Here is a 26,303-nt window from a genome sequence, read left to right on the forward strand (position 1 = left end):
ATGAATGCCACTGCCATCCATGGGTACGGATGTGGAACCGGCAATCGTGCCTTCCCCCGGTCCCTGATCGAAACGGCGTTGCGTACAGCATTACTCTGCGCGCCCCCACCCTGGCCGTCTTGCCCATGTATGCCGCCGGTTTTGTTGCTGCCTGCCAACATCGTCACGCTGGCGGCCTGGGGTTCGATGGACCGTAAAAAAGATCGCAGCCTCCGGCCGCTTCTATTTGTGCTGATGCAACATAGTCTGGATCTGATGGGTGGCCTGTCGGGTACTTTCCGCCAGTTTGCGCACCTCATCGGCCACCACGGAAAAACCACGTCCGACTTCGCCGGCCCTGGCCGCTTCGATAGCGGCGTTGATCTGAGCGCAAAGCGGCAGCGCTGGCTTGTACCTGCCTGCACGAGCTCTTGCTCCTGCATGCCGGATCTTGGGGCTGGCAGCCACAGACATGCAGCTCGGCAGGCACGGTCAAGCCTGAGCAACCACCTCGCCATTAAGCTCGGGGTTTTCCCCTCTCCGCGATCAGGAAACCCATATGAGCGATATTGCCCTGCTGCCCCAGGTCGAAGCCTTTCTCCGTCGACCTCACGCCCTGTTCATCGACGGCGCCTACCTCGAAAGCCAGGGCAGCCAGACGTTGGACGTCATCAACCCCGCGACCGGCCAGGTCATCGCCCAAGTCAGCGACGCCACCTGCGACGACATCGATGCCGCCGTGGCGTCGTCCCGTCGCGGCTTCGTGCAGTGGTCCCAGACAGCCCCAGCGGTCCGTGGCCACGTACTGCTCAAACTGGCCGATTTGCTGGAGCAGCATCGCGAAGAACTGGCGCAGATCGAAACCTGCCAGTCAGGCAAGATCATCCACATCTCCCGCGCCTTCGAGGTCGACCAGGCTGCCCATTTCCTGCGCTACTACGCCGGTTGGGCCACCAAGATCGGCGGCGAGACGCTCACCCCATCGCTGCCGTCCTTCGCCGGCGAACGTTACACCGCCTTCACTCTGCGCGAACCGGTCGGGGTGGTGGTCGGCATCGTGCCCTGGAACTTCTCCACCATGATCGCCATCTGGAAGCTGGCGTCGGCCCTGGTGACGGGTTGCAGCGTGATCATCAAGCCCAGCGAGTTCACACCGCTGACGATCCTGCGCATTGCTGAACTGGCCATCGAGGCGGGGTTGCCAGCGGGCGCGCTCAACGTATTGACCGGCGGCGGCCAGGTGGGCAAGAGGCTGATCGAGCACCCCGGCACCGACAAGGTATCGTTCACCGGTTCCGTGTCGACCGGGCTGGCGGTGGGCCAGGCGGCCATGGGTGCGGGGCTGACCCGCGCGACCCTGGAACTGGGCGGCAAGAATGCGGCGGGATTCCTGAAAGATGTCGACCCGGACGTGGCGGTCAACGGCATCATCGAAGCCGGGTTCCTGCACTCTGGCCAAATCTGTGCGGCAGCCGAGCGGTTCTTTGTCCATCGCTCGCAACTGGAGCCGATCATGGACAAGCTCGCCCGGCGGCTGGACCAGTTCAAGATCGGCTCGCCCCTGGACGAAAGCACCACGTTCGGCCCGGTCGCCAACCGCCCGCATCAGCAGAAACTCGGGGCGTGCTTCGCCAAGGCCCGGGCGCAAGGCAGCACCATCGTCCATGGCGGTCATCTCATCGACAGGCCCGGTTGCTACGTTGAACCGACCATCATCCTCGCCCATCGCCGCGACGCGGCCCTGCTGCACGAAGAAACCTTCGGCCCGGTGGCGACATTCTTCCCCTATGACAGCGAAGAAGAACTGCTGGAACTGATGAACGATACGCCGTACGGCCTCAGCGCTAGCCTCTGGACCAACGACCTGAGCAAAGCCCTGCGCATGGTCCCGGCCATCGCCGCCGGTACCGTGTGGGTGAACATGCACACCCTGCTCGACCCGGCCGTGCCCTTTGGGGGCAATAAATCGTCAGGACTGGGCCGTGAATTCGGCAGCGCTTTCATCGACGACTACACGGAACTGAAGTCGGTGATGATCAGGTACTGATACGCAAGGCAGTACAGCCATCGCGAGGGAGCAAGCTCCCTCGCGACGAAGATTTACGAGGATGGACAGGGCCATTGCCAGCAAGCTCGCAATGGCCCATGAGGTCAACTACCGGCAGGCGTTGACCGGCGGGATTCGGCCGCGCCACGGTTGGGCGCGCTCCAGTTGGGCGGCCAGGGCCAGCAAGGTACTTTCTTCGCCAAAACGACCGGCGAAATGCGCGCCCATCGGCAAACCGCTGGCACTCCAGAACAACGGCACCGACATGGCCGGCTGGCCGCTGGCATTGAACAGCGCGGTGAACGGCGAATAGCTGTGGTAGCGCTCAAGCAACTGATCCAGGCCCATGCACACATCCTGAAGGTCCAGCTCGCCGATCGGCATCGGCTCACGGGTCAGGACCGGGGTCAGGATCACGTCATAATCCTGCATGAACCCCGCCAGTTGCCGGCCCAGGGCATGAATCCACTCCACCGCAGCGGCGTACTGGGCACCGCTGACGTTGCCCTTGTCGCGCAGGATGATCCGGGTGCGCACTTCCAGTTCCTCGGCCTGGACCGCACACCCGCGCATCTGGCCCAGCAGGTCGACGTAATGCCGCGTGCTGGCGCCGATAATGGTGAAGACCTGATCCAGAAACTCCGGCAACACCACCGGCAGGCTGACCGGTTCGACACGGTGTCCCAACGACTCGCACAGCCGCGCGGCCTCGCCCACCGCCACGAGGCTTTGCGGTGAGGTAGGCCAGGGGCCCAGTTGCTCGACCAACGCAATGCGCAGCGGTTTTGGATCGCGCTGCAACGCGCTCACGTAGGGCTGCGCCTGGACCGGTGCGGCATAGGGAGCGCCCAGGTCCATCCCGGCGGTGGCGTCCAGCAGCGCAGCACTGTCGCGAACCGACAAGGTGATCCCATGGGGCGTGCCCATGCCGGCCCAGCCCTCGCCCACCATCGGGCCCGACGGCAGCAGACCACGGCTGGGCTTGAAGCCGAACACACCACAACAAGACGCCGGCACCCGCAACGAACCGCCGCCATCATTGCCATGGGCGAACGGCACCACGCGGGCCGCCACCAAGGCCGCCGCGCCGCCACTGGATCCGCCAGGGCTATGGTCGGTACTCCACGGATTACGGGTCGCACCAAAACGTGCGGACTCGGTGGAGTAGGACGTGCCGAATTCCGGTGACGTGCTGGTGCCCATCACCTGGCATCCGGCACGCCGCAGGCGCGTCACGACTTCCGATTCGAAATCCGCACGAAAGTCTCCCAGGGAGCGGGAGCCGTTGGTCATCGCCGCGCCGTTGACGGGCGAAAACAGGTCCTTGATCAAGGTCGGCACACCGGCCAACAATCCTTGCCCGACCTGCGACGTACCGGCGGCCTCCCGCGCCGAATCGTACAAGCGCTCGGCCACCGCATTGAGTTGCGGTTCAACCCGCTCCAGGCGCTCGATGGCCGTTTCCAGCAACTCACCGGGGCGGACCTCGCCACGCCTGACCCACTCGGCCAGCGCCGTGGCATCTTCAGAGTCCATCAACTGGTGGATGTCTTGCATACCCATGCTTGCGTTTCCTTATTTCATGACGATTGACGGGATTCGACGGTGCTGGCCGAACCATCACCGCGAGCGCGCAGGCCGGCCGCGACCCAAAGCAGCGCGAGGATGAAACTGGCCAGGGCCAGCCATTGAATGGAGTGGCGCAGGTCACCGGCGACGGTGCCGACGAAGGCCACCACCAGCGGGCTGGCGAACTGGCCGATATACAGGCACGAGGTGAACCCACCCAAGCCTCGCCCCCGAGTGGTGGCGGTCAAGGCATTCATCACCGGCGCCATCACATTGGGCACCAACAGCCCGGCCCCGAGGCCCTGGACGAGCACGGCCACCAGGACCGCGTTGTAGCTCTGCCCGCGCATCAACAGCCACAGCCCGAGCCCCATCAGCCCGAGCATCAGCGCATTGCAACCGGCGATGCCGAAGCGACGACGCAGCAACGGCCACATCAACGAGCCGCCCAGGGTGGCCAACAAGCTCAATCCCGCCGCCAGGCCGATCAGCGTGCTGGAAGTGACGCCAATACTGACCAACAGCATGGGCGCCTGGATCGGCACGACGAAGGTCAGGACCATGCCGCCCAGAATCATCAGGTAGCCGATCACCAGCGGCAGCACGGCAACCTTGCAAGCACCCGGTTCGACTGGCTGTTCAAGCGGCTGGCGCCGCGCCACCGGTGGCTCCCACAGCACCTTTATCATCGCCGGCACCAGCAACAACGGCAGCAGGTACAGCAGGAACGGCGCACGCCACGATTGCTCACCCAGCGCACCGCCCACCACAAAGAACAGCGCCCCCACCAGGCCGATGGTGACCACCTGCCGGTTGACGTAGCGCAGGCGCTCCTCCCCATGCCAATAGTCGGCGATCAGCGTTGCACAACAGGTCATGACCGCCGCCTCGGCGCAACCGAACAACAATCGCGTGCCGACAATCGCCGGGAGGTTGTCGAGCATCGCCGGCAGTGCGCCAAGCAAGGCGTAAAGCAGCGTAGCGAGCACCAGCAAGGCCTTGCGCCCTACTCGATCGGCCAGCCACCCTGCCAGCGGCGCACACAGCGCAATGGCCAGGGCCGGGCCGGTGATCGCCAACGGCACCAACAACTCGGCACGCGGCTCGACGGGGCCGAATTCGGCCCCTAATCGTGGCAGGATCGGCGCCACCATCACCGAGCCCATGATGGTCAGGCTGCTGCCCAACATCAGCACCAGCCCTTCACGCCGGCCACTGGCCTGACGCAAGGGGGCCGCAGCCGTTGAAACGGAGTTTGATCGGTTCATGACGGGCCCCTTCAGAAACTGTGAGAAATGCGCAATGCCGTGGTATAGCCCTCGGCGCGATTGTGCGCGTCGAACTCCTTGTAGACATGCAGCCACACCGGTGGCATGCCGGGCTTGAAGTAGCTCACCGCTGGCCCGACCGCCATCACCCGGGCACGATTGCCAGCCTCCAGCCCTGGCGCATCGTCATCGGTGAACTGGCGGTAGTAATAGCCGCCCATACCCACGGTCCATGGCCCAACGTGCTGGCCCATGGCGAATTCGTGGCGGTATTCGACGCCGTTCTTGTAATCGGTGGCGTGGTTGCGAGTGTTCACGTCGACTTCAAAGCTCGAGGACACTTCAAAGCCGGTGTCGGAAATGTAGGTAGCGTTGACGATCGGGGAGAACGTCCAGTGGTTGAGCCCTGGGGAGATCAGGCGATTCTTGTCGTAGTCCCCCGTCGGCGCCTGGATCTGCAATTGCGTGTTGACGAACAGGTTCGGCGACAGCGTCCATTGCAGGATCACCGGTAACAGTTGGACGTCGGCCAGGCGAAACGGATCGGCCTCAAGATCCAACGGGCCCACCGGGGTCTGCACCTGCACCGAGGCGTCCATCTGGAAGAACGGCACCACCGTGCCGAAGCCATACTTGGCGCCCAGCACGGTGTAATCGGTCATGCGCATGTAGGCCACGCCGATCGACAGCACGTCCAGGGAGAAGTTGTTGTCCAGCGATTTGCCGTGGCGGTCCTTCTGCACGTTGGCCGAGTAGAACGCCGTACGCAGCCCGACCGTGCCGAAGGGCGTGGCCGGCGGCATCATGCCGGCGCCGAAATCATAGACCCCGACCGCAGTGGTCGGCGCGCCGTTTTCGGTGCCCTGGGCGCCGGCACAAAAGCCGATCAACCCGAGGGTGAGCCACGTGCAGCGCAAGACGTAGGTTTTATTATTCTGATTCATCGAATGCCCCTGCCAACCAAGTGTTGTGAGGGTCATCCTAGGGAGCCGGCCTGTCAGCCGTTATCCGTTTTCAGCACAGATGCGTGCGACGCAGGGTTTGTGACGGGGTTTCGCCGAACAGCACCCGGTAGTCGTTGGAAAACCGGCTCAAATGCCAGAACCCCCAGCGTGCCGCCACCTCTTGCACACCCTGGACCTGCTCACTGTTGCGCAGTTCACGACGCACGGCATTGAGGCGCAGTGCACGCAAATAAGCCACCGGGTTGATACCCAGGGTTTCCTGGAAGCAGTACTGCAATTTGCGCCGGCTGGCGCCGATGTGGTTGCACAGGTCGAGGATCGACAGCGGCTCATCGACATGGGCCAGGGCGTACTCCCGGGCGCGATCGACCATGCGCTTGCGAGCGGTGGGGTTCAAGGGGGGCGCCTGGTCCGGCGCAACCAGCTCCAGCACATGCAACATGACCGTATCGCGCAAGCCACGACGGATCGACTCGTAGGCCAGCAAGGATTCACGCCCCTGTTCGCCGCCGCCGAGTTCATCGAACAGCGCCGCCAGTTCGGCCGGCAGTGTTGAGTCGCCCAGGCGGTAACACTTGGGAAGATCGGTAATTCGAAAGCGGCTACCCTGGCGCTCCAGCACATGCTCCAGGGCCTGCTCCTCCACCGCCAGCCCGAGCAGGTCCATGTGTTGGGGCGTGCGCAGCTCAGGCAGGTTCTGCCCGCGAGCCACCAGCAGGCTCGGCTCGTTGATCGGATGCCCGGCGCAAAACACCGGTCCATCGGCACTCAACGGTACGCTGAAGGTAATGGCGCCTTCCCAAGCCATGCCTTGCTTGGTCATGGCCTGATTAGAGCGGTCGCGCACCAGTTGCATCCAGTCTGAACGAAACTCGACCAGCTCGCCTTCGAAGCGTCCGGGGGTCAACTGGTCATAGCAAACCTGCCATCCCCCCATGTTCCGGGCATGCTCGTCGATGTCTGCGGTGCGGAACCGATTGATCGGCAACACCGGCGGCACGTCCGACGAAACCGCTGGCGGTGCCATATTGGAGTGGTTCATTGACCCGACCTTCGATGATTCCAGGGCTAATGGGTCAAAGGTCAGGCAAGTTCCATTCCGCCTTGGCGGCCGCTCGCTCAAGTGTGCCGAAAACGGATATCACCCCTCGCCACGCACTGGACACCCCCGGGCAACGGTCAGGGCTTGATGTTCTTCAGTTCATTGAGCAGTTCCAGCAGTTGCTGCATTTTCTCCGCGCCAAACTGTTCTTCGATCCGCCGATAATTGCTTTCCATGCCTTCGCTCATGGACACGAAACACTGCTGCCCTTGCTCGGTCAAGCCGACGAAAACCCGACGCTGATCCTGGCTGGATTTCTGCCGACGCACCAGGCCATCGCGCTCCAGGCGACTGAGTACGCCGGTCATGCTTGGCTTGAGGATGCACGCCTGGTGAGCGAGCTGGTGGCTTTCCAGTTCCCCTTGCTGATGCAGGATACGGATCACCCGCCACTGCTGCTCCGTGAGGTCATGCTGGTTGAGCGCGGGGCGAAAAAAAGCCATCGCGGCTTCGCGGGCTTGCAACAGCGTCAGGGTCAATGAAGGTCTGGGGTTGGCCATGTTCGGATGGTTTCAAGGAACGAACCGGCAGCTTAGTGGCGTCGCCAGGCTGCTGCAAGAAGCAAGAGCGCTCAGCGCAACCCCGATTGCCGCTGGCGATATTCGCCCGGGGTAAGTTGGGCATAGCGCTGGAAAAACCGGCTGAAATAGGCCGGGTCCTTGAAGCCGAGCTGGTAGCAGATTTCATTGACCGAGCTGCCGGTGAACAACAACAGGCGCTTGGCCTCCTGCATCAGCCGTTCCATGATCAGGCGTTTGGATGGCAGGTCGGCGATGCGCCGGCACACGTCGTTGAGGCGCGCTTCGGTGACGCCGATGCCCTCAGCGTAGCGCGACAGGGGCCAATGCTGCAGGTAGTGCGCCTCGATCAACTCGTTGAAGCGGTGAAAGATCTTCAGGTCTTCATGCCGTGCCGGCCGGGCCTCCAGAGAGTTGGAACACAGGCGCAGCAGGCTGGTCATGATCAGTCGCGTCAAACTATCCAATGCCACGCTGCGCCCCGGCCTGCTGGCCGCCACCTCCTCGCTCAGCACCTCGAACAGGTAATCCAGCCGTCGCACCTCCTGCGCCTGATCTGGCGCCACGTGTCCCAAGGCAACACAGGCCGCGGGCATCTGCGCGCCGGCCGGCGCCAGGTTCGAATCGGCATCGATCAACTGCCACACCAGTTGCTGGCGCACCGTCAGCACATGCCCGTCACTGTCGGCCTCGGTCACGAAGGCATGAGGGATGGTCGGTGGCGTGAGAAAGAACATCGGGCCGGACTCGACGTACTGCCGGTCGTCGAGATACACCCGCACGGTGCCGCTCTTGACGTAGTGCACCTGGAAGAAACGGTCGTGACGGTGAACCGGCATGTTTCGACCAAAAAAACCGGCCAGGTTGGCCAGCCGGTCGTAGTGCACTTCGGCATCGCTGTAGCGCTGGTCGTACACCTGGCCAATGTTGATGTTCGGAATCGGCGGGCGGTCAGTCATCACGCATTACTCGTTCTTGTTCTGGTTCAGGCAACGGCCCGATATGCATCCTGCGCCGGTTTCGACAAAGCAACCAGCACTGACGATTCTGCCACGCTTGACGATAGTTAACATCTTAATTATAACTGTTAACACATTAACAAAATGCGCCAGGGCCCTCCTCACTCTGCCGCAGCCAGGAGACAAGCATGAGCCGTGCCCTGCATGACGTCGCGACCGGCACTCTGTTCGGAGTCGCGCTGAACTACCGGGGGTTGCTGGAACAGCGCCTCGCCGAGTTCGAGCAACCGCCCTATCAGAAACCGCCGGTCAAACCGGTGCTGTTCATCAAGACGCCCAATACCCGTAACGGGCATGGCGGCGAAGTGGTTCATCCTGGTCACGGCGAACGGTTGCAACCGGGGCCTGCGCTGGGCGTGGTGATGGCCAAGTCGGCCAGTCGCGTCAGCGCCGCCGAGGCCCTGGACTACGTGGCCGGCTACACCGTCGTCAACGAGTTCAGCCTGCCGGAAGACAGCTACTACCGCCCTGCCGTCAAGGCCAAGTGCCGGGACGGGTTCTGCGCCATCGGGCCCGAACTGCTGCCCGTCGCCCAGGTTGCCAACCCGCATAACCTGGCGATCACCTTGTATGTGAACGGCGAGGTTCGCCAGCAAAACAACACCGCCAATTTTGTCCGCGACATTCCCCGACTGATCGCCGAGATCAGCGAATTCATGACCCTGCATACCGGTGACGTGTTGATCACCGGCACGCCCGAAGGCCGGGTCGATGTTCTGCCCGGCGATCGCGTCGAAGTGGACATCAGCGGCGTGGGCCGTCTCGTCAATACCGTTGTGGCCCAGGACACGGGAGCTCGTTCATGAAGCATGCGCGCATTCGTTTCGAAGACCAGATCCACGCCGTCACTGTCGAAGCTGACAACACTGTGCGCCTGTCCGACGGTCGCCTGCTGGCAGAAGACCAGGTCGAGTGGCTGCCACCGGCCACCGGCAGCATGTTCGCCCTGGGCCTGAACTACGCCGACCACGCCGCCGAACTGGCCTTCAAACCGCCGACCGAGCCGCTGGCCTTCGTCAAGTCTGTCGGCACCTACACCGGTCACAACCAGGTCACCTGGCGTCCGGACAACGTCGCCTACATGCACTACGAGTGCGAACTGGTGGCGGTCATCGGCAAACCCGCCCGCAACGTCAAGCGCGAGGAAGCACTGGACTATCTGGCCGGCTACACCGTGTGCAACGACTACGCGATCCGCGACTTCCTGGAAAACTACTACCGTCCCAACCTGCGGGTGAAGAACCGCGACGCCACCACCCCCGTCGGCCCGTGGATCGTCGACGTCGCCGATGTGCCGGACCCGAGCAACCTGACGCTGCGCACCTGGATCAACGGCGAGTTGCGCCAGGAAGGCAGCACCAAGGACATGATCTTCGACATCCCCTACCTGATCGAATACCTCTCCAGCTTCATGACCCTGCAACCGGGCGACATGATCGCCACGGGCACGCCCGAAGGCCTGGCCGACGTGGTGCCCGGCGATGAAGTGGTGGTGGAAGTGGAAGGCGTCGGCCGCCTGGTCAACCGTATTGTCAGCGAAGCCGAGTTCTTCGCATCCCGTAAAGAGGCTTGAGCCCCATGATCAAACACTGGATCAACGGCCGTGAGGTCGAAAGCAAAGACGTCTTCGTCAACTACAACCCGGCCACCGGCGAAGCCATCGGTGAAGTCGCCAGCGGCGGCGCCGAGGAAGTCGCCCAGGCCGTGGCCGCCGCCAAAGACGCCTTCCCGAAGTGGGCCAACACCCCGGCCAAGGAACGTGCCCGGCTGATGCGCAAGCTCGGTGAGCTGATCGACCAGAACGTGCCGAAACTGGCCGAACTGGAAACCCTCGACACCGGTTTGCCGATCCACCAGACCAAGAATGTGCTGATTCCGCGGGCGTCCCATAACTTCGATTTCTTCGCCGAAGTCTGCACCCGCATGGACGGCCACACCTACCCGGTCGACGACCAGATGCTCAACTACACCCTGTACCAACCGGTTGGCGTGTGTGGCCTGGTATCGCCCTGGAACGTACCGTTCATGACCGCGACCTGGAAGACTGCGCCGTGCCTGGCACTGGGCAACACCGCCGTGCTGAAGATGTCCGAACTGTCTCCTCTGACCGCCAACGAGCTGGGCCGTCTGGCCGTCGAGGCCGGTATTCCCAACGGCGTACTCAACGTGATTCAGGGCTATGGCGCCACGGCGGGCGATGCGCTGGTACGCCACCCGGATGTACGGGCGATTTCCTTTACCGGCGGCACCGCCACCGGCAAGAAAATCATGCAGACCGCCGGATTGAAAAAGTACTCGATGGAACTGGGCGGCAAGTCGCCGGTATTGATTTTTGAAGACGCCGACTTGGAACGCGCCCTCGACGCGGCACTGTTCACCATCTTCTCGCTCAACGGTGAACGCTGCACCGCCGGCAGTCGGATCTTCATTCAAGAAAGCGTCTACCCGCAGTTTGTCGCCGAGTTTGCCGCCCGCGCCAAGCGCCTGATCGTCGGCGACCCGCAGGACCCGAAAACCCAGGTCGGCTCGATGATCACCCAGGCCCACTACGACAAGGTCACTGGCTACATCAAGATCGGCCTGGAAGAAGGCGCCACCCTGCTGGCCGGCGGCCTGGAACGCCCGGCCAACCTGCCAGCGCATCTGAGCCGTGGCCAGTTCATCCAGCCGACGGTGTTTGCCGACGTGAACAACAAGATGCGCATCGCCCAGGAAGAAATCTTCGGGCCGGTGGTGTGCCTGATCCCGTTCAAGGACGAAGCCGAAGCCTTGCAACTGGCCAACGACACCGAATACGGCCTGGCCTCGTACATCTGGACCCAGGACATCGGCAAGGCCCATCGCCTGGCCCATGGTATCGAGGCTGGCATGGTGTTCATCAACAGCCAGAACGTGCGCGACCTGCGCCAGCCTTTCGGCGGCGTGAAGGGTTCCGGAACCGGCCGCGAAGGCGGACAGTACAGCTTTGAGGTGTTTGCCGAGATCAAGAACGTGTGTATTTCCATGGGCAGTCATCACATACCGCGTTGGGGGGTATGACCCAAGGTAAGTGATGAACCCTGTGACGAGGGGATTTATCCCTGTTCCTGTGGGAGCAAGGCTTGCCCGCGATGAAGGCGATGCGGTTTTTCAGAAATCGGGGCGCCTGCATCGCGAGCAAGCTTTGCTCCCACAACCGAGATTCAACAAGAACAATTTTTCAGGAGAATCATCATGGGCGAAGTCGTCCTGGCTGCGAAGATCTGCCACGTTCCCTCGATGTACCTGTCCGAACTGCCCGGCAAGCACCACGGTTGCCGCGAAGCGGCGATCGCCGGGCACAAAGAAATCGGTCGCCGCGCCCGTGAGCTGGGAGCCGATACCGCCGTGGTGTTCGACGTGCACTGGCTGGTTAACAGCGCCTACCACGTCAACAGTGGCGAGCACTTCAAGGGCATCTACACCAGTAACGAACTGCCGCACTTCATCAAGAACATGGCGTACGAATATTCGGGTGCCCCGGAGCTGGGCGAGTTGATCGCCGCCGAGGCCAACGCCGCCGACGTCCGCACCCTGGCCCACAACATCCCCAGCCTGGAGCTGGAATACGGCACGCTGGTGCCCATGCGCTACATGCACATGGACGTCCCTCAGGAACAGAAACTCAACGTCGTGTCGATTGCCGCCTGGTGCGCCTGGCACCGTCTGCAAGACAGTTTCACCTTCGGCGCCGCCGTGCGCCGGGCCATCGAGAAGAGCGACCGCAAGGTGCTGGTGCTCGCCTCCGGTTCGCTGTCCCACCGGTTTTCCGATGATCGCAACGCCGAAGCCAACATCCACAACTGGACCCGGGAGTTCGACAAGCAGGTGGACCTGCACGTGGTGCAGATGTGGCGCGAAGGTCGCTGGAAGGAGTTCTGCGCCATGCTCCCGGACTACGCCGAACACTGCTTCGGCGAAGGCAAGATGCATGACACCGCGATGTTGCTGGGGCTGCTCGGCGGACCGGACTACGACAAGCCGGCCGAGATCATCACCGAGCCCTTCGGCAGCTCCGGCACCGGCCAGATCAACGCCATTTTCCCAGTCTGAACAACAGTTGCAAGCCGCAAGCTACAAGCCGATCGCTTTCAACTTGCCGCTTGCAGCTCGCCACTCAAAGCTGCCGACGCAGGAGGCCTCATGCCCCACTTCATCGCTGAATACACCGACAACCTCGAACAACAGGCCGACCTGCCCGGCCTGTTTGAAAAGGTCCATACCCTGCTGGGCGACAGCGGCGTGTTTCCCCTGGGCGGCATCCGCAGCCGTGGCGTGCGCCTGGACACCTGGCGCATGGCCGACGGCAAGCACGACTACGCCTTCGTCCATATGACGCTGAAAGTCGGCCACGGTCGCGACCTGGCGACCCGGCACAAAGTCGCGGAACAACTCTTCGAGGTGATCACCGAGCACTTCTCCGACCTCCAGGCCCAGCGCCTGCTGGCCCTGTCGTTCGAGATGATCGAGCTGCATGAACAGCTCAACTTCAAGGCCAACAACGTCCACGCCTTCCTCAAGGCGCAGGCGAGTTAATCCCTTTTTGCCTCCGCCTCCCAAAGCCTGTACCGCGCACCCGAGCCGCCCACGTCAACTCTCAACAAGAGCCCCTTGCCATGCTCGACCAGAACTTCATCCAGCAAGCCGCCGCCCGCCTCGACCACGCCGAGCGCTCCCGGGAACAGGTGCGGCAGTTTTCCCTCGACCACCCAGACATCACCCTCGAGGACGCCTACGCCATCCAGCGAGCCTGGGTGGTGCAAAAAATCCAGGACGGACGCAAGCTGGTCGGCCACAAGATCGGCCTGACCTCCCGAGCCATGCAGGTGTCGTCGAACATCACCGAACCGGACTACGGTGCGCTGCTCGATGACATGTTCTTCGACGAAGGCACCGACATCCCGTTCGAGCGCTTCATCGTGCCACGGGTGGAAGTGGAACTGGCGTTCATTCTCGGCAAGCCGTTGAAAGGCCCGAACGTGACCGTGTTCGACGTGCTGGACGCCACCGAATGGGTGATCCCGGCGCTGGAAATCATCGATGCGCGCATCCAGCAGGTCGACCCGCAGACCCAGGCGACCCGCAAGGTCTTCGACACCATTTCCGACAACGCCGCCAACGCTGGCGTGGTCATGGGCGGTCGCGCCGTACGTCCGACCGAGATCGACCTGCGCAAAGTGCCGGCGGTGCTCTACCGCAACGGTGTGATCGAAGAGTCCGGCGTCTCGGCGGCCGTGCTCAATCACCCCGCCAAAGGCGTGGCCTGGCTGGCGAACAAACTGGCGGCCTACGACGTCACCCTGCAACCGGGACAGGTCATCCTCGGCGGTTCCTTCACCCGCCCCGTGGCGGCCAGGCCGGGCGATACCTTCCATGTCGACTACGACATGCTCGGTTCCATCGCTTGCCGTTTCGTCTGACTGGAGACCGGTTCATGGACATGCCCATCAATACCTTCAAGCAACGCCTGCGCAGCGGCGAAGCGCAAATCGGCCTGTGGCTGGGGTTGGCCGATGCCTACTGCGCCGAGCTGGCCGCCAACGCCGGCTTCGACTGGTTGCTGATCGACGGCGAGCACGCGCCCAACGACTTGCGCGCAATGCTCGGCCAGCTCCAGGCCGTGGCGCCCTACCCCGGCCAACCGGTGATACGCCCGGTGATCGGCGACACGGCATTGATCAAGCAAGTGCTCGACATCGGCGTGCAAACCCTGCTGGTGCCAATGGTGGAAAGCGCCGACCAGGCCCGCGAACTGGTGCGCGCCATCCACTACCCACCCCACGGTGTACGCGGGGTCGGCAGCGCACTGGCCCGGGCGTCGCGCTGGAATAGCATCCCCGGCTACCTCGACAAGGCCGATGAGCAAATGTGCCTGTTGGTGCAGATCGAGAACCGCGAAGGCTTGGCGAACCTGGATGCCATTGCCGCCGTTGAAGGCGTCGACGGCGTTTTCATCGGTCCGGCGGACCTGAGCGCGTCCATGGGTTTTCGTGGCAACCCCGGTCACCCGGACGTGCAAGCGGCCATCGAAGACGCCATCGCTCGCATCCGCAGGGCCGGCAAGGCCGCCGGGATTCTCAGCGCCGATGAAAAGCTGGCTCGGCGCTATATCGAACTCGGCGCGGCGTTTGTTGCGGTGGGTGTGGACACGACCGTGTTGATGCGCGGCTTGCAGGCACTGGCCTCGACGTTCAAGGATGCGCCGAAGCCAGCGACTGGCGGGGTCTACTGACACAGGCACGCCCAAACCCCGTGGCGAGGGAGCTCGCTCCCGCTGGGGCGCGCAGCGGCCCTAAAGTACTTGACTGATGCCAAGATCTTGGGGGCTGCTGCGCAGCCCAGCGGGAGCAAGCTCCCTCGCCACAAAAGCCTCTGAGCTTTCAGCGCCTGATCGTCTTCAACTCATTGAGCAACCCCAACAACGTCTGCAGCTTTTCCTCCCCCAGTTTCTCCTGCAACCGCCGATAGTTCTCCTCCATGCTCTGGCTCATCGAATCGAAGCAGGCCTGCCCCTGGGTCGCCAGCCGGACCAATACCCGCCGCTGATCCTGTTCGGCCTTGCGCCGCACCACCATGCCGGCCGCTTCCATGCGCACCAGGACGCCGGTCATGCTGGGCTTGAGGATGCAGGCCAGTTCGGCCAGGCGATTGATTTCCAGCTCGTCGTGCTGGCTGAGAATACGGATGACCCGCCATTGCTGTTCGGTCAAGCCGTGCTGATTGAGGGAAGGTCGGAAAAAACCCATGGCCGCTTCACGGGCCTGTAGCAGGGTCAACGTCAAAGATGGGCGGGGTTTGAGCATGGATGCGTTCGCGAGGAAGATTTAGTTAATGAGTTAACTAAATCTTAACAGCTTCCACCCTTGCCGGACTATCCGTTCACAGAATCCGAATCTGGACCGCACACGTAAACCTGTGGGAACGAGCTCGCTCGCGACAGGGCCCAGCCAGTCGACATCAATATTGGCTGGTCCACCGCCATCGCGAGCAAGCTCGCTGCCACCGGGCGCTCAAGCGTCCTTGATCACGCCCTTGAGCACGGTCTTGAAATGCTCGACCTGCGCTTCGCCGAACTGACCGAATACCTTGTCCTGCTGTTCCCTGGCTATTGCCCAGAGCCCTTCGGTTTCATCGATGCCCTTGACGGTCAGGCGTACCCGTTCACCTTCATCGGTGACCAGGCCCTTGCGCTTGAGATTGGCCACGGCCTCTTCAATCTCGCGCACCGGCATTGCCACTTCCCGTTGCAGGTCCGCCAGGTTCAGGCCGGCATCGTTCTCCAGCACCATCAACATCCGCGCTTCGCTGGTGCGCAGCCCGGTAGACAACTGGCGCGGCTGGTAACTGGCCTGGTACGCCCGCAATGCCTGGGTCATCAGGTAATACAGGTTATGGCTCAAGCGGCCCTGGAAATGACTGCTGGGGGCCTGGCCCTCTTCTCGTCTGGTCATGCGGGTATGCGGCAAGACCATCGAATAGACGCCCTGGTGATAGAGCAACGGCGAACGTCCGAAATCATCGAACGCCACGACCTTGCCGATCATGATCCAGTGATCGCCGCCGTCAACCTGCTGGTACTTTTCACAGTGAAAACGCGCCGAGCAGTCGGCGAACACCGGAGCGCCGCCTTCGCCGGCGTCGTATTCGATTTCGGCGAACCGATCTTCCCTGGGGCGGGCGAAGTTGTTCGACAGGTCGATCTGGTCCGCCGCCAGGATGTTCACGGCAAAATGGCTGGCGACTTCGAACACGCCGTGGCTACTGGAGCGTTTATCGATGCTCCAAAGGATCAGCGGCGGGTCCAGGGACACCGAGTTGAAACTGTTGGCCGTCACACCGACCTTGCGGCCATCTTCAGTGGCGGCAGTGACCACGGTCACACCGGTGGCAAAGTTGCCCAGGGCCCGGCGGAATGCGCGGGTGTCGAAAGCGGTAGCGCAACTATTGGACATGCAAGACTCCCGGCCGCCTCAAGCGACGGCCTCGATTATTGTTCTAAGGTTCAGCAGGCAGATGCTCAAACCATGGTGGGATCAGGCTCAAGGCCCATCAGCTCGCGACCGAGGATCTGCGCGCAGACGTCGTAGTCGGTGTAGGCATGGGCACCGGTCAGGTGCGCATCACGGAACAGCCGTTGCAGTTCGTTGGTCTCGAACCAGGCGCCGCCACCCGCCGCTTCCATCAGGCGATCCACCGCCTGGATGCACATCTTGGTGGAATAGGCCTGGTTGGTCCGCCAGAACGCCAGGGTCTCGCGGCTGGGGTATTCCTGGCGCTCGCCATGCTCGGCGTGCTCCTGCCAGGTTTTCTCCAGGAAGGCCCGGGCCGCCGCCACCTGATGGGTAGACTCGGCCAGGCGCATCAAGGCCGGGGTCGCGGCCCCCACTGCCGCACCCGTGTAGGCCCGCACCCGGTTGCGGGTTTTCTCGCGAAAAACCTCCAGCATGCGCTCGGCCACGCCCAGGCTCACGGTGGCAAAACCGCTGGCGAAATACGGGCGATACGGGGTGTAGAAAATCTTGCTGTCGGGGTACAAGCCGAACCCGCCGGACTTGCCTTCCATCATGTCCTTGGCTTTCTGGATCCGGTGCTCCGGCACGAAAACATGCTCGACAATCAATGTCTTGCTGCCGCTGCCACGCATGCCGACCGCGTACCAATCATCGCGGATCGAATAATCGCTGCGCGGCAGCACCGCGAAACAATAGTCCTGGGTCCCTTCGGCATTTTTGCGGCGAAAGCCCATGATCGCCCATTCGGCATGGTCACAGCCGCTGCTCCAACCCATTTCGCCGCTGAACATCACGCCGCCTTCGGTTTCTTCAGTGCGGCCAAACGGCGCAATACTGCTGCTGGCAGTGGCGTCGGGATCGCTTCCCCAAACGTCATCCTGAGCCCTGGCCGGAAACATCGCCAGTTGATGGCTGTGGGTGCACAACAGGCTCATGGCCCAGGCCGTGCTCGCGCAAGCACCGGCCAGCAGCGCGATGCAATCGGTGAACTGTGGCAGGGACATCTCCAGGCCACCGTACTTCTTTGGTTGGAAGGCCCGGTGCATGCCGATGCGTTTGAGCAAGGCGATGTTCTCGGCTGGCACGCTACGGTCTTGTTCCGCCTGGAAGGCGTTGGCGGCAATGACCGGCAGGAGGGGCTTGAGGTCTTCGAGCAGCGGATTTGGCTTTTTCATGGACGAGGCCCTTTTATTATCGGATGTCCATTGGCCTCCTGACATTGAGGAACGGCAATGGATGCAGGGCGATTATGCAGAGAGCGAGTCCGCTGAAAAATGCACCTTCCAGAGCCAAAATTGTACTTTCCACACGTCCTTCCAAATTTGGATCTCCGACAGAAAGTCTGTCTCGAAGCGGATGCTCCGTTAGAACTTCTCTCTTTCATGCTTTAGTTTTCCTTAAGCAAAGAGCAGTTCCGACCTATGCCCCTTTTGAGTCAAAAGCCCCAAGTGGAGAACTGGTAGGCTTCGACATCGATTTGGGCAAAGCCATTTGCGCGGAACTAAAAGTCAAGTGCGTCTGGGTCAAAACGGCTTTCGACAGCATTATCCCGGCACTCATGGCAAAAAATTCGATGGTATTCTCTCGGGCATGAGCGCCAACGAGAAACGCAGGGAGCATGTCACGTTTTCGGACCGCCTATACAACGCGCCTAGTCGCTTGATAGCCAAGAAAGACAGCGGCCTGCTACCCATCGTAGAGTCACTGACAAGGCAAGCGTATCGGCGTTGCTCAAGGCACTGTCCAGGAAGCGTACGTCAGGGCCCTCTGGGAACCCCACGGCGTCGCCATGGTGACTTATGCAAACCAGGACCTGGTGTATCCGGATCTGGCGAGTGGCCGCATCGATGCCAACTTTACAGACGCCGTCGCAGCGGACATCGGCTTTTTGCAGACGCCCCAGAACACCGGTTTCGCTTTCGCCGGCGATGTCGTCAAGGATGAAAAGATGCTGGGTGAAGGGGGCGCTATCGGCCTGCGCAAGGATGACCTGGAACTGATTCAGGCGATCAATGGCGCATTGGCCGAAATACACAAGAACGGCACCTACGACGCCATTCAGAAGAAATACTTCACGTTCGATATCTATAACTGACCTCGCCCATCCCCCGCGGAGTTCGCTCCGTCTCCGACGCAGCGCCACCGCCTCAAGGTGGCACTGCTGATCATCAGGGTAACAATGTGCATTCTGCACCGAAAGGACCGACTGAGGCGTCAGCCATCAATGTGTTACCGTTTGACGAGCAGATGGATGTGCGCCTCGAGGGTTATGAATACTGATGAAGGAAATATCGACGTAATGAAATCTCGTACGACCATTGGGGCTTTACTGATGACACTTGCAACGACTGTGACCTGCACAGTGCAGGCACATGAAGGTCCCGAGACTGCTCGCGCTGTGCTGGAAGCACACTCCAAAGCCTTCAATGAACGTATCGAGCACGTGGCCGACGGTGTCTACGTGGCGATCGGCTACTCAGCCAGCAACGTGACCCTGATCCAGGCTGAGTCAGGTTCGATCATTGTCGACACCTCGGCCAACCCGGTGGATGCGCAGGCGATCGTGAAGGCATTCGGCGACCGCCTGGTCAGGCCGGTCCGCGCAATCATCTACACCCACAACCACCCTGATCACTCCGGCGGGGCGACGGTGTTCGCAGGTGAAGACAGGCCTGATATCTACAGCCATGCGTCGCTAGTGACGGCGAAGCCGGAAAAGGGCCGCGGCCAGCGGGACGGCGGCGATGCCTTCGGGATGGCGCTATCAAACGAGCAATTCATCAATGCAGGTACCCAGCTCGAATACGGCAGGAAAACACCTCCAACACGAGAAGGCTATCTCCAGCCCACGAAGACTTTTGACGGCGAGTATGAAGTCTTGAGCGTTGCCGGCGTGCGGATGCAGTTCGTTCACACGCCGGGTGAAGCGGATGAAAACATCGCGATCTGGTTGCCCGACAAAAAAACCGTCGTGGCCGGTGACATCCTGCTCGAGACGTTTCCCAACATAGCGCCGCTGCGAGGCCTGCCCACTCGCCCAGTAGACAAATGGATAGAAAACCTGGAGAGGCTCATGACACTGCGAGCTCAGGTGCTGGTACCCGGTCACATGGGCACTATTAGCGGGGTCGGGCAGGTACAAAGTACACTTGCGGCTTACCGAGACGGGATCAAGTTCGTCTACGACGAGACCCTGAAAGGCATCAGCGCAGGTATGACTCCTGACGAACTGGTGGAGCGCGTAAAACTCCCGCCGAATCTGGCGAAACATCCGTATCTGCAAGAGTACTACGGGACTGTCGCATGGGCAGTGCGTGGCATTTATGCACAGAAGGCCGGATGGTTCGATGGCAATCCTACCCATATCTTTCCCCTCTCCGAAAAGGACAGAGCAAATCACATGATCACCATGGCTGGCGGCATGCAAAAATTGCTGGACAGCGCCCAACTCTCGATAAAGAACCAGGATTTCCAGTGGGCAGCTGAACAAGTCGATCATGTGCTTGCCGTGCAGCCGGACGAACCACGTGCACTGGGCATCAAGATAAGCGCGCTGAGGGCATTGGGTGAACGCCAGAGTAACGCGACTGCAAGAAACTATTACTTGACCGTGGCCCAGGTACTTGAGAGGCGACTGCCCCGCTGAGGGTCGGCGGTCGCCTTGACAACTACCCGGTACTCTCAATTTTTCAGTGCAGTGAAGGTGCTGACCAATGACTCACCGAACAGATACGAGCCTGTAGCATTGTCGAGGCGTTGTTTTATCGCGAACCAGCGCACCTGGTGCGCCTGGTACGCTGAGCCTCGGCGCGCCGTGCCGCTTCGAATGAACTTCGAGCCCAGCGCAACGCTTCTTCCGGCTCCTCGTAGAGCTGATCGGGTGCCCGATAATACGAAAGACCGATGCGTTTTCCCTGGCGGGTATATTCAAACTGTTCAAGCCCTTCTCTCTCGAACGCCGGAAGGTTCCGTTCATCGGTTTTCAGATAGAGCATTCCGTCATACACCAGACCGAACATCACACCCTCAAGAAAGATACCGTGCCCCCCGAACATTCGTCGCAGGGAGACAGCTCCGAAGGGGGCAAAGACGTCCTTGATATACGTTGCTAGCTCATTCATGGCAGGGGCTCCCACTGAAAAAAGACAGGTCTCCAATGTATCGGTCTACACACCAGGAACCGACAGCTCGGCCATATGGAAAAGCGCGCTTTAGCTGGAGTATCACCACATCGAGCCAACCAAGAGCAGTGAGCCGCATTCGGTTCGATTATCCTTCCTCGCTGGATACATCCTCGTCCTCTTCCAAGGTCACCATTCCCTCAATGAGTCTCGCAAGGAGTGTGACCTGCTCGCTCAAAATAATGTTGGCGTGATGAACGAGCCCGATGTCCCGGTGGAAGGTGTTATTACCCAAGTCAAGCGCCCTGACCGACGACGGCCAGCGCTTTCGCATTAAGGTCTGAGGCACCAGAGCAACACCTACCCCCTTCCCCACCAGTTCCGTGATGGCGTCCAGCTCATCCAACTCGCAAACCTCTCTGGGCTTGAAGTGCATTTGACGCAGGAAGCGGTCAACCTGACGTCCTCCGAATGAAGAGCGGTCATAACGAATGAACGGCTGGCAAGTGAGTATTTCGCTCCAGTCTGCATCAGGCAGCTTTCGCGGCACGATAAGCCGATACGGCTCTCTTGCGAGGGTAGTCCAGCACAGATCACTTTGAAGAGTGAACGGCGGCCTGATGATTACTGCCAAGTCGATCTCACCGGAGTCGACGGCACTGAGCAGCTCCAGAGACACCCCTGGAATAACCCGGGTACGGCATTCAGGCCGCGCCCGATGAAACTGGGCCATGGCGCTCGGAAGCAAGGATCGCTGAATAGATGCGATGGCCCCGATATTCACTTGAATGGAGGGCGCAGCCCCAGGCTCCGTCGAGCCCAAGTTGTTGTACATCTGAATCACCTCTTGCGCCTGCAGCAAAATCTGCTGACCACGGCGATTCAAATGAGCGTTTCGCCCTTTTCGCTCAAAAATCTCGAAGCCCAGCTCAACTTCAAGTCGCTGCATCTGAGCGCTTACGGCGGCTTGGGTCAGATTTATCTTGGTGCCCGCAGCGGCGAACGTACCTTCTCGAGCAACGGCGATAAGCGTCTTGAGCTCTTTTATCATTAATAAATTCTCTTTGTGACATCAACAAAAATACATTGATTTTTTTTACGATTATACAGCTCTAAAATCATCTCAACCAACGACAAAAGAGGTGGCAGAGGCCGCAGCCAGGAAACCCACATGAAATGGCGAAAAAGCGCCCAGCACGTGGGATTGACAAGCCAGCAGCGGGTAAGCCGAACGGATCAGAACTTCCGCTCCAGGCGCACCCCAGGCGTTTGACAGCCATGCAGGTGCGATGGCACTGACACGCAGTACTTCAGTTGGTTATTGGAAAATTTCATATCAAGAGCACAGTCGTACCTGCGTGAGATCTGTGTCTGCGAGTATTCAATGAAATAAGTCGGGCATGGAGCGGCTAAGGGATCGGGCCATTTGCCACAAATCGTTTGGCTTGCGTAACTCGACAGAGTTTCACGTTATCAACGCGTTATAAGCGACACGCTTTAATCCATATTAATAATAGCTATTTGGAGTTCCTGATGAGTCTCTCCCCATTCCACCTTGCGATCCCAGTTTACGATATCCCAGCAGCCCGTAAATTCTACGGTGAAGTCTTTAACCTTGAAGAAGGTCGTTCGGCGGCCCAATGGGTAGATTTCAACTTCTACGGCCATCAGCTGGTCATCCATGAACATCCAAAAATGTCCTATCAGGAAAACGCCCTGAGTAACCCGGTTGATGGTCACAATGTGCCTGCACCACACTTTGGTGTCATCCTGAAGTGGGGTGAGTGGGAAACTCTTGCGAAACGCCTGACTGACCTCGGAACCAAGTTTGTAATTGAGCCTTACATCCGCTTCAAGGGCCAAGTTGGTGAGCAGGCAACCATGTTCTTGTTTGACCCATGTGGTAACGCATTGGAGTTCAAAGCGTTCAAGGACATGAGTCAAATATTCGCCAAGTAAGCGTGCAGCAGGCATGTTCAAGTGAGCATGCCTGCCTTCGCGTGAGCGGGTAGCTCACGCATCTAGCTACTGCCGTCCAAGCAGCACACCTTCTTATAAAAAAAGGCTAGAGTCATGAAAAAATTTCCACTTGTCTGGCAAATCGTTGCCGGACTGCTCCTCGGCATCCTGATAGGTTGCTACTTCAATACTAACCCCGAGCATCAGCAATGGGTGAGTGCCGAAATCCTTAAACCACTTGGTGACATCTTCATAAAAATGATGAAGATGATTGTAGTCCCCATCGTTTTCTGCTGCATGGTACTTGGTATCGCAGGAGGGGGTGACAACAAATCATTCGGTCGCATGGGCGCCAAGTCGCTGGGTTATTTTTTCGCAATCACGACGCTGGCCATTATTGTGGGCCTGACGCTGGGTAATCTGCTGGAGCCTGGTGCAGGGACTCAGATTGCAGGCATGGCTCACGCCGATACCGTTGTGAAAGCGGAGCCTTCAAAAGGCGCATTGATCATCTTGCAAAATATTGTGCCGGACAATCTATTTCAATCGCTTTCAGAAGGTAAGCTTCTTTCGATTCTTTTCTTCGCTGTCATGTTCGGCATGGCGCTCAATTCCCTGCCGCGCGAAAAAAGCGCTCCTGTAATTGCAACGCTACAGGGAACTGCGGACGCAATGTTCAAGCTGGTTAATTATGTTATGGCGTATGCACCCATCGGTGTATTCGGCATGATAGGCGCCACGGTAGCTACTTTCGGCTTCGCCTCGTTATTCCCCCTGCTCAAACTGATTGGGGTGGTTTATCTTGCCCTGATTCTATTCGCACTCGTGGTGCTTGGTGGGATCTGCTACCTGATGGGCGAGAACGTCTTTAAGCTGATTCGCTACTTTAAAGATGAACTCATTCTCGCTTGCTCCAGCGCCGCATCGGCTGCGGTCATGCCGCAATTGATGGAGAAACTCGAAAAATATGGAGTCCCGCGGCGAATTGTGAGTTTTGTCGTACCGGTGGGTTATGCATTCAACCTTGATGGTGCATCGATTTTCCTCGGCGTCGCCACTATCTTCATTGCTCAACTCTACGGGATTGATCTATCTCTCAGTCAGCAAATCTTGCTGGTCGTAACCATGGTGCTGACCTCCAAAGGTGCAGCGGGTGTACCTGGGTTTGCAATCATCATCCTGTCCGCCACACTGGCGTCCGCAGGACTTCCACTTGAAGCCGTGGCGTTAGTAGCGGGTATTTTCCGCGTAATCGATAGCGGTACAACTACACTCAACGTTCTAGGCAACGCTGTAGCCCCTCTGGTTATTGCTCGCTGGGAGGGCATGGGGCTCACAAAACCCTTGCCTGAGCGAGGCTGATTCAAAAGACACCGAAACGTTAAACCACGGATACGGGGCAGCTCTAGCTGCCCCGTTTTCCTATTTTTCTCGATAAACACAAAACAATTTGATTAACCAAAGATCATTTCACCCCGAAAGCCGATCACAACTTCAACACACGTTCTAATACCGCCTACAAACCTATAACCAACCTCCAAATATTCCTTTATCCCATGTATCGATCCTGCTCACCCCCAGCCTGGATTGCCTAATCTCGCCAGCGACCAATCAACAAATATTATTTATCATTTAAAGAAATATATATTGATTTTTTTACTTCATTGACCGCCCTAGAATCTCCCCCACTTCAACAAAATCAGAGAGGCCCGAAATGCAGTTGCTCGGCAAGCTTTTGGACGCAGTCAAACCGTCACCAACGCTGGCAATCACAAAACAGGCCGCCGAATTGCGGCGCCAAGGCATCGACATCATCGGCCTCTCCCAAGGAGAACCCGACTTCCCCACGCCAGATCACATTCGTAATGCCGCAAAGCAAGCCATCGACAATGGCAATACTCGGTACACCGATGTCGACGGCACCCCTGAACTGAAGGCGGCCATCGCTCGCAAGTTCGAACGCGAGAATGGAATCACCTACGCAACCTCGCAGATCAGTGTCGGGACAGGCGGCAAGCAAGTGCTGTTCAATGCGCTTCTGGCCACCCTCAACCAAGGTGATGAAGTCATCATTCCGGCCCCCTACTGGGTGTCCTACCCGGATATGGTGCGTCTTGCAGGAGGCACGCCGGTTGAGATTGCCTGCCCGGAAGCCCAGGGTTTCAAGATCACTGCCTCGCAGCTCGGTGCAGCCATCAACTCGCGCACCAAATGGGTGATCCTCAACTCGCCCAGCAACCCCACCGGGGCCGGCTACTCCGCTGATGAACTGAAGAGTATTGGCGCAGAGTTGCTCAAACATCCGCACGTCTATGTGCTCACCGACGACATGTACGAGCACCTGCGTTACGACGGCTGGCAGTTCTCCACAATTGCAGCCGAGGTGCCGGAACTTCTTGCTCGCACGCTAACCGTCAACGGCGTCTCCAAGGCCTATTCGATGACCGGATGGCGCATCGGATATGCCGGTGGCCCCCGTGAGCTGATCGCGGCCATGGCCACCATCCAGTCGCAAAGCACCAGCAACCCCTGCTCGGTTTCCCAAGCGGCAGCGATCGCTGCCCTGGACGGCCCGATGGACTTTCTTGCTGATCGCAATGAGGTGTTCCGGGAACGTCGGGATCTCTGCCTCGACGCCTTCAATGGCACGCAAGGCCTCAGTTGCCGCCGGCCTGAGGGGGCCTTCTACCTGTTCCCCTCCTGCAGCGGCCTTTATGGATTGAAGACGCCTGCCGGCGTTTCCCTGGAAAACGATCTGGATGTAAGTCGCTATCTGCTGGAGCAGGCGCGAGTGGCCGTCGTGCCGGGCAGTGCTTTCGGTCTTGAAGGCTACTTCCGCATCTCATTCGCCACAGCCACTGAACGGCTGGAAGAAGCCTGTCGGCGCATCCGTCAGGCCTGCGCACAACTCAACTGAAATATCGGAGGACACATGGATCTTGGCATCAAAGGTAAACGTGCTCTTGTGCTGAGCGCGGGGGGTGGGTTGGGTAGCGCGATCGCGCTCGCGCTCGCCAAAGAAGGCGCAATCGTCAGCCTGGCAGATCGTAACCAGGAGTCCCTGGAGGTTGCCGCGAATCGTATCCAGGAAGCTGGCGGCACTTGCCACACCTTCGCCTGGGACTTGGCTGACGAGATGCAATGGCGAGCAGGCGTGGAGCAAGTGCTCGCGAAAGTCGGTGGCATCGACATTCTGATCAACAACACCGGCGGCCCGCAACCTGGCCCAGCCTTCGGCCACGAATCCGAAAGTTGGAGAACCGCGTTCGAGGCCATGGTGGTCTCCGTAATCGGTATCACCGATATGTTGCTGCCGGGGATGCGTGAGCGTGGTTGGGGTCGCGTGATCACCAGTACTTCCTCGGGCGTCGTCGCTCCAATCGCTAACCTGGCCATGTCGAACGTCGCCCGTGCCTCCCTCCTGGGCTGGTCGAAGACCCTGGCCAAAGACGTGGCGCGTGACGGCATCACTTCGAACATCGTGATCCCAGGTCGCATCGGAACTCGCCGGACTCGCTTCCTCGACGAGGCTCGCGCCAAGCGTGAAAACCGCGCAGTCGAAGCTGTAGAAACAGAGAGCGCCGCGAGTATTCCGGTGGGGCGCTACGGCAAGCCAGAAGAATATGCCGACGTCGTGGCCTTCCTGGCCAGCGACCGCGCTGCCTATGTAACCGGCTCCACCGTCCGTGTGGACGGTGGCCTGATCCAAAGCATCTAAAGCCCAGG

Annotated in this window: 25 protein-coding genes and 2 pseudogenes; 15 read left to right on the top strand and 12 right to left on the bottom strand. The window is 60.0% G+C overall.

Annotated elements, in window-relative coordinates:
• Positions 1-231: 231 nt before the first annotated feature.
• A pseudogene (locus tag ACODSJ_RS07480) lies at positions 232-363 on the bottom strand (methyl-accepting chemotaxis protein); the annotation flags it as partial.
• A gap of 175 nt (positions 364-538) precedes the next feature.
• Here ACODSJ_RS07480 and ACODSJ_RS07485 point away from each other — a divergent pair.
• Positions 539-2,026, top strand: a complete 1,488-nt coding sequence (locus ACODSJ_RS07485; RefSeq protein WP_489101110.1) for an aldehyde dehydrogenase family protein — start codon at positions 539-541, stop codon at positions 2,024-2,026.
• A 108-nt stretch (positions 2,027-2,134) separates the two neighbouring features.
• Here ACODSJ_RS07485 and ACODSJ_RS07490 read toward each other — a convergent pair whose 3' ends face one another.
• The 6 genes from ACODSJ_RS07490 to hpaA form a co-directional block, all read right to left on the bottom strand.
• Positions 2,135-3,589 (bottom strand): amidase, encoded by a 1,455-nt coding sequence (locus ACODSJ_RS07490; RefSeq protein WP_489101111.1) that lies wholly within the window; start codon positions 3,587-3,589, stop codon positions 2,135-2,137.
• 17 nt (positions 3,590-3,606) lie between these two features.
• Complete coding sequence (locus ACODSJ_RS07495) at positions 3,607-4,863, bottom strand: MFS transporter (RefSeq protein ID WP_489101112.1); 1,257 nt, start codon at positions 4,861-4,863, stop codon at positions 3,607-3,609.
• 11 nt (positions 4,864-4,874) lie between these two features.
• Entirely contained in the window at positions 4,875-5,807 is a 933-nt protein-coding gene (locus tag ACODSJ_RS07500; protein WP_489101113.1) for a SphA family protein, read from the bottom strand.
• 70 nt (positions 5,808-5,877) lie between these two features.
• The gene (locus tag ACODSJ_RS07505) at positions 5,878-6,870 is read right to left on the bottom strand and encodes a helix-turn-helix domain-containing protein (RefSeq protein ID WP_489101114.1); all 993 of its coding nucleotides are present in this window, start codon (positions 6,868-6,870) and stop codon (positions 5,878-5,880) included.
• A 137-nt stretch (positions 6,871-7,007) separates the two neighbouring features.
• Complete coding sequence (gene hpaR, locus ACODSJ_RS07510) at positions 7,008-7,430, bottom strand: homoprotocatechuate degradation operon regulator HpaR (protein ID WP_489101115.1); 423 nt, start codon at positions 7,428-7,430, stop codon at positions 7,008-7,010.
• 71 nt (positions 7,431-7,501) lie between these two features.
• On the bottom strand, positions 7,502-8,407 hold the full coding sequence (hpaA, locus tag ACODSJ_RS07515) for a 4-hydroxyphenylacetate catabolism regulatory protein HpaA (protein ID WP_489101116.1): 906 nt from the start codon (positions 8,405-8,407) through the stop codon (positions 7,502-7,504).
• 188 nt (positions 8,408-8,595) lie between these two features.
• Here hpaA and ACODSJ_RS07520 point away from each other — a divergent pair, with 188 nt between their 5' ends.
• The 7 genes from ACODSJ_RS07520 (at position 8,596) to hpaI (ending at position 14,717) form a co-directional block, all read left to right on the top strand.
• Entirely contained in the window at positions 8,596-9,273 is a 678-nt protein-coding gene (locus ACODSJ_RS07520) for a fumarylacetoacetate hydrolase family protein (protein ID WP_489101117.1), read from the top strand.
• A complete protein-coding gene (locus ACODSJ_RS07525; protein ID WP_489101118.1) occupies positions 9,270-10,040 on the top strand; it encodes a fumarylacetoacetate hydrolase family protein in 771 nt (256 codons plus the stop codon). Before ACODSJ_RS07520 ends, ACODSJ_RS07525 begins: the two co-directional genes overlap by 4 nt.
• Before the next feature lie 5 nt (positions 10,041-10,045).
• Entirely contained in the window at positions 10,046-11,506 is a 1,461-nt protein-coding gene (gene hpaE, locus ACODSJ_RS07530) for a 5-carboxymethyl-2-hydroxymuconate semialdehyde dehydrogenase (protein ID WP_489101119.1), read from the top strand.
• Between the two features lie 174 nt (positions 11,507-11,680).
• Complete coding sequence (gene hpaD, locus ACODSJ_RS07535) at positions 11,681-12,538, top strand: 3,4-dihydroxyphenylacetate 2,3-dioxygenase (RefSeq protein ID WP_489101120.1); 858 nt, start codon at positions 11,681-11,683, stop codon at positions 12,536-12,538.
• Between the two features lie 90 nt (positions 12,539-12,628).
• Positions 12,629-13,021, top strand: coding sequence for a tautomerase family protein (locus tag ACODSJ_RS07540; protein WP_489101121.1), 393 nt, complete (start codon positions 12,629-12,631; stop codon positions 13,019-13,021).
• An 80-nt stretch (positions 13,022-13,101) separates the two neighbouring features.
• Complete coding sequence (hpaH, locus tag ACODSJ_RS07545) at positions 13,102-13,905, top strand: 2-oxo-hept-4-ene-1,7-dioate hydratase (protein WP_489101122.1); 804 nt, start codon at positions 13,102-13,104, stop codon at positions 13,903-13,905.
• A gap of 14 nt (positions 13,906-13,919) precedes the next feature.
• A complete protein-coding gene (gene hpaI, locus ACODSJ_RS07550; protein ID WP_489101123.1) occupies positions 13,920-14,717 on the top strand; it encodes a 4-hydroxy-2-oxoheptanedioate aldolase in 798 nt (265 codons plus the stop codon).
• A gap of 148 nt (positions 14,718-14,865) precedes the next feature.
• On the opposite strand, the gene hpaR (ACODSJ_RS07555) is transcribed toward hpaI, so the two are convergent.
• The 3 genes from hpaR (ACODSJ_RS07555) to ACODSJ_RS07565 all read right to left on the bottom strand — a co-directional run bounded on the left by hpaR (ACODSJ_RS07555) (position 14,866) and on the right by ACODSJ_RS07565 (position 17,672).
• Positions 14,866-15,288: a homoprotocatechuate degradation operon regulator HpaR gene (hpaR, locus tag ACODSJ_RS07555; protein WP_489101124.1), complete on the bottom strand. Its 423-nt coding sequence runs from the start codon at positions 15,286-15,288 to the stop codon at positions 14,866-14,868.
• A 207-nt stretch (positions 15,289-15,495) separates the two neighbouring features.
• Positions 15,496-16,437, bottom strand: coding sequence for a p-hydroxyphenylacetate 3-hydroxylase reductase component (locus ACODSJ_RS07560; RefSeq protein WP_489101125.1), 942 nt, complete (start codon positions 16,435-16,437; stop codon positions 15,496-15,498).
• A 65-nt stretch (positions 16,438-16,502) separates the two neighbouring features.
• On the bottom strand, positions 16,503-17,672 hold the full coding sequence (locus ACODSJ_RS07565) for a p-hydroxyphenylacetate 3-hydroxylase oxygenase component (protein ID WP_489101126.1): 1,170 nt from the start codon (positions 17,670-17,672) through the stop codon (positions 16,503-16,505).
• 74 nt (positions 17,673-17,746) lie between these two features.
• Between ACODSJ_RS07565 and ACODSJ_RS07570 the strand changes: the two are divergent.
• The 3 genes and pseudogenes from ACODSJ_RS07570 to ACODSJ_RS07580 form a co-directional block, all read left to right on the top strand.
• A pseudogene (locus tag ACODSJ_RS07570) lies at positions 17,747-18,123 on the top strand (transporter substrate-binding domain-containing protein); the annotation flags it as partial.
• Positions 18,124-18,286: 163 nt separating this feature from the next.
• Positions 18,287-18,592 carry a transporter substrate-binding domain-containing protein gene (locus ACODSJ_RS07575; protein ID WP_489101127.1) on the top strand — a complete coding sequence of 102 codons (306 nt, stop codon included), beginning with the start codon at positions 18,287-18,289 and terminating at the stop codon, positions 18,590-18,592.
• 174 nt (positions 18,593-18,766) lie between these two features.
• On the top strand, positions 18,767-20,143 hold the full coding sequence (locus tag ACODSJ_RS07580) for an alkyl sulfatase dimerization domain-containing protein (protein ID WP_489101128.1): 1,377 nt from the start codon (positions 18,767-18,769) through the stop codon (positions 20,141-20,143).
• A gap of 115 nt (positions 20,144-20,258) precedes the next feature.
• On the opposite strand, the gene ACODSJ_RS07585 is transcribed toward ACODSJ_RS07580, so the two are convergent.
• Both ACODSJ_RS07585 and ACODSJ_RS07590 read right to left on the bottom strand, forming a co-directional pair.
• On the bottom strand, positions 20,259-20,618 hold the full coding sequence (locus ACODSJ_RS07585) for a TfoX/Sxy family protein (protein ID WP_489101129.1): 360 nt from the start codon (positions 20,616-20,618) through the stop codon (positions 20,259-20,261).
• A gap of 148 nt (positions 20,619-20,766) precedes the next feature.
• Positions 20,767-21,669, bottom strand: a complete 903-nt coding sequence (locus ACODSJ_RS07590) for a LysR family transcriptional regulator (protein WP_489101130.1) — start codon at positions 21,667-21,669, stop codon at positions 20,767-20,769.
• A gap of 482 nt (positions 21,670-22,151) precedes the next feature.
• Here ACODSJ_RS07590 and ACODSJ_RS07595 point away from each other — a divergent pair, with 482 nt between their 5' ends.
• The 4 genes from ACODSJ_RS07595 (at position 22,152) to ACODSJ_RS07610 (ending at position 26,295) form a co-directional block, all read left to right on the top strand.
• Positions 22,152-22,577 carry a VOC family protein gene (locus ACODSJ_RS07595; RefSeq protein ID WP_489101131.1) on the top strand — a complete coding sequence of 142 codons (426 nt, stop codon included), beginning with the start codon at positions 22,152-22,154 and terminating at the stop codon, positions 22,575-22,577.
• 114 nt (positions 22,578-22,691) lie between these two features.
• Positions 22,692-23,939, top strand: coding sequence for a cation:dicarboxylate symporter family transporter (locus tag ACODSJ_RS07600; protein WP_489101132.1), 1,248 nt, complete (start codon positions 22,692-22,694; stop codon positions 23,937-23,939).
• A 352-nt stretch (positions 23,940-24,291) separates the two neighbouring features.
• Entirely contained in the window at positions 24,292-25,494 is a 1,203-nt protein-coding gene (locus tag ACODSJ_RS07605; RefSeq protein ID WP_489101133.1) for a pyridoxal phosphate-dependent aminotransferase, read from the top strand.
• Positions 25,495-25,509: 15 nt separating this feature from the next.
• Complete coding sequence (locus tag ACODSJ_RS07610) at positions 25,510-26,295, top strand: SDR family oxidoreductase (RefSeq protein WP_489101134.1); 786 nt, start codon at positions 25,510-25,512, stop codon at positions 26,293-26,295.
• Positions 26,296-26,303: the final 8 nt, after the last annotated feature.

The sequence above is a fragment of the Pseudomonas sp. FG6 genome (assembly GCF_057809015.1).

Bases quoted from the DNA above. Each gene is read 5' to 3' on its own strand.
- ACODSJ_RS07485 (WP_489101110.1), top strand. From the start codon at position 539: ATGAGCGATATTGCCCTGCTGCCCCAGGTCGAAGCCTTTCTCCGTCGA.
- ACODSJ_RS07490 (WP_489101111.1), bottom strand. From the start codon at position 3,589: ATGGGTATGCAAGACATCCACCAGTTGATGGACTCTGAAGATGCCACG.
- ACODSJ_RS07495 (WP_489101112.1), bottom strand. From the start codon at position 4,863: ATGAACCGATCAAACTCCGTTTCAACGGCTGCGGCCCCCTTGCGTCAG.
- ACODSJ_RS07500 (WP_489101113.1), bottom strand. From the start codon at position 5,807: ATGAATCAGAATAATAAAACCTACGTCTTGCGCTGCACGTGGCTCACC.
- ACODSJ_RS07505 (WP_489101114.1), bottom strand. From the start codon at position 6,870: ATGAACCACTCCAATATGGCACCGCCAGCGGTTTCGTCGGACGTGCCG.
- hpaR (WP_489101115.1), bottom strand. From the start codon at position 7,430: ATGGCCAACCCCAGACCTTCATTGACCCTGACGCTGTTGCAAGCCCGC.
- hpaA (WP_489101116.1), bottom strand. From the start codon at position 8,407: ATGACTGACCGCCCGCCGATTCCGAACATCAACATTGGCCAGGTGTAC.
- ACODSJ_RS07520 (WP_489101117.1), top strand. From the start codon at position 8,596: ATGAGCCGTGCCCTGCATGACGTCGCGACCGGCACTCTGTTCGGAGTC.
- ACODSJ_RS07525 (WP_489101118.1), top strand. From the start codon at position 9,270: ATGAAGCATGCGCGCATTCGTTTCGAAGACCAGATCCACGCCGTCACT.
- hpaE (WP_489101119.1), top strand. From the start codon at position 10,046: ATGATCAAACACTGGATCAACGGCCGTGAGGTCGAAAGCAAAGACGTC.
- hpaD (WP_489101120.1), top strand. From the start codon at position 11,681: ATGGGCGAAGTCGTCCTGGCTGCGAAGATCTGCCACGTTCCCTCGATG.
- ACODSJ_RS07540 (WP_489101121.1), top strand. From the start codon at position 12,629: ATGCCCCACTTCATCGCTGAATACACCGACAACCTCGAACAACAGGCC.
- hpaH (WP_489101122.1), top strand. From the start codon at position 13,102: ATGCTCGACCAGAACTTCATCCAGCAAGCCGCCGCCCGCCTCGACCAC.
- hpaI (WP_489101123.1), top strand. From the start codon at position 13,920: ATGGACATGCCCATCAATACCTTCAAGCAACGCCTGCGCAGCGGCGAA.
- hpaR (WP_489101124.1), bottom strand. From the start codon at position 15,288: ATGCTCAAACCCCGCCCATCTTTGACGTTGACCCTGCTACAGGCCCGT.
- ACODSJ_RS07560 (WP_489101125.1), bottom strand. From the start codon at position 16,437: ATGTCCAATAGTTGCGCTACCGCTTTCGACACCCGCGCATTCCGCCGG.
- ACODSJ_RS07565 (WP_489101126.1), bottom strand. From the start codon at position 17,672: ATGAAAAAGCCAAATCCGCTGCTCGAAGACCTCAAGCCCCTCCTGCCG.
- ACODSJ_RS07575 (WP_489101127.1), top strand. From the start codon at position 18,287: ATGGTGACTTATGCAAACCAGGACCTGGTGTATCCGGATCTGGCGAGT.
- ACODSJ_RS07580 (WP_489101128.1), top strand. From the start codon at position 18,767: ATGAATACTGATGAAGGAAATATCGACGTAATGAAATCTCGTACGACC.
- ACODSJ_RS07585 (WP_489101129.1), bottom strand. From the start codon at position 20,618: ATGAATGAGCTAGCAACGTATATCAAGGACGTCTTTGCCCCCTTCGGA.
- ACODSJ_RS07590 (WP_489101130.1), bottom strand. From the start codon at position 21,669: ATGATAAAAGAGCTCAAGACGCTTATCGCCGTTGCTCGAGAAGGTACG.
- ACODSJ_RS07595 (WP_489101131.1), top strand. From the start codon at position 22,152: ATGAGTCTCTCCCCATTCCACCTTGCGATCCCAGTTTACGATATCCCA.
- ACODSJ_RS07600 (WP_489101132.1), top strand. From the start codon at position 22,692: ATGAAAAAATTTCCACTTGTCTGGCAAATCGTTGCCGGACTGCTCCTC.
- ACODSJ_RS07605 (WP_489101133.1), top strand. From the start codon at position 24,292: ATGCAGTTGCTCGGCAAGCTTTTGGACGCAGTCAAACCGTCACCAACG.
- ACODSJ_RS07610 (WP_489101134.1), top strand. From the start codon at position 25,510: ATGGATCTTGGCATCAAAGGTAAACGTGCTCTTGTGCTGAGCGCGGGG.